This window comes from Microvirga sp. P4_G7 (assembly GCF_056401005.1).
In genome coordinates, this window is sequence record NZ_JBFUKD010000669.1 from 1 (window position 1) to 1,964 (window position 1,964).

At 62.7% G+C, this 1,964-nt stretch carries 2 protein-coding genes and 1 pseudogene; all 3 read left to right on the forward strand.

Annotated features, from left to right (window positions below):
• Positions 1-726: amidohydrolase (locus AC1DT3_RS19345; protein WP_477466839.1), on the forward strand; the 726-nt coding region annotated here is incomplete at its 5' end.
• Between the two features lie 132 nt (positions 727-858).
• Positions 859-1,638 carry an HpcH/HpaI aldolase family protein gene (locus tag AC1DT3_RS19350; RefSeq protein ID WP_477466840.1) on the forward strand — a complete coding sequence of 260 codons (780 nt, stop codon included), beginning with the start codon at positions 859-861 and terminating at the stop codon, positions 1,636-1,638.
• A 110-nt stretch (positions 1,639-1,748) separates the two neighbouring features.
• A pseudogene (locus AC1DT3_RS19355) lies at positions 1,749-1,964 on the forward strand (ABC transporter permease); the annotation flags it as partial.

The window sequence follows — 1,964 nt, forward strand, 5'->3', positions numbered from 1 at the left end:
GGGCTGTTCGAGCGGTTCCCGGTCGATGCTGTCTACGGCATGCACAACCGCCCGGGCATGCCCGTCGGCGAGTTCGGCGTTCCAGCTGGGCCCGTCATGGCCGCAGCCGATTTCTTCGAGATCGAGATCACCGGCAAGGGCTCTCATGCGGCGATGCCACATCTTGGTATCGACACCGTGGTCATCGCCGCCGAGGCGATCTCGGCACTGCAAACCATCGTGAGCCGCGAGGTGGATCCTCTGGATTCGGCTGTGATCAGCGTCACGCAGATCCAGGCGGGCGACAGCTGGAACGTGATTCCGGAGACCGTGAAGCTGCGTGGAACGCTTCGGTTCCTGACGCGCGAGGTCGGTGCCCAGGTTCGCGCGGCTATGGAACGGGTGGTCCAGGGCGTGGCGCTCACCCACGCGGCYACGGCCGCGATCCGTTTCGAGGCGAAGTTCGCCCCCACGATCAATGATCCCGGCGCGGCCGCGTTTGCGGCGGGCGTGGCGGAAGCGCTCGTAGGTGAGGGCAGGGTAGATCGAACTTTGCCGCCGTCGATGGGCAGCGAGGATTTCTCGTCCATGCTCGAAAAGCGACCGGGAGCCTATCTCTTGATCGGCGCCGGGTCGACCGATGGCGGGCGGGTCCTGCACGGCGTTCGTTACGACTTCAATGACGATGTGCTGGAGCTCGGCGCTCGATACTGGAAGACCCTCGTGGAGCGCGCGCTCCCTCTCTGACGGTCGGCGAGAGGCGGCCATAGCGTGAAGCTATCGCCGCCTCACAAAATGGGTCTTGTGAGGCAACTGGTCGGTGACCCATCGTGATGGGACAAGATGCAAACTGCCCGACATCAGAGCGAGGATCCGCCCGTGTATCGAAAGAACCAAATCAAATCACGCATTCAGAACGGCGAAGGCGTCTATGGTTGCTGGAACGGCCTCGGCAGCGCGTTCGTGACCGAAGTGATGGGGATCGCCGGTTATGATTTCATCATTTTCGATCACGAGCACGGACTCGGCGACCTGACGACGCTGGGGCAGCAATTCCAGGCTTTGCGTGGATCGACGACGACGCCGATCGTGCGGGTTCCCGGCCATGAAGCGGTCTACCTCAAGCGGGTCCTCGATCTCGGAGCCGAAGGGGTGATCATTCCAAACGTCAACACGGCTGAAGAGGCGAAGGCCGTAGTCGCTGCGTGCCTCTATCCGCCGCACGGCATCCGCGGCGCCGCTCCTTCCTCGATCCGCGCATCGAGCTTCGGCTTCATGGCGCCCGACTACGCCAAGACATCGGCCGATAACACGCTCGTCATCTGTCAGATCGAGTCCGTGCAGGGCGTCGAGAACGCCGCCGAAATCGCGGCGTTGCCCGGCGTCGATATGCTGTTCATCGGACCCTACGACCTTTCCGGATCGGCTGGATATCTCGGGCAGATGGACCATCCCGAGGTCGCCGCGCTCATCAAGCAGGTCGAGAAGGCTGCAAGGGCCGCCGGCAAGCCGCTCGGCACCATTCAGCGGCCCGGAACGAGCTGGAAACAGCTCTTCGAGCAAGGCTACACGATGGTTGCCGCCGGAAGCGATCTCAGCCGCCTGCGCGATGCCTGCATCGCCGACATGACGGCCTATCGCGAAGCCGCTGGCCATTGACGCACTGGCGAAGCATCTCCTGCACGATTGGCGGTGGCACCGTAACCTCGACGGTGCCATCAATAGGCGAGAGCTACCCTGAGCAGCCCGGAGCGGACTGAAGACTGAGCATGGTCACCTATCTCATCCGCCGATCGCTGCTGGTTCTCGTCGTCATTTGGGGCGTGATGACGATCATCTTCGTCCTGCAGAAGTTCGCCGGCGATCCTACATTGATTCTGCTGCCGTCCGATGCGACGGAAGAGGCCCGCCAAACACTCCAAAGCCAGCTCGGACTCGATCGTCCCGCACTCGAACAATACCTGACTTTTCTTGGACGCGTGGCG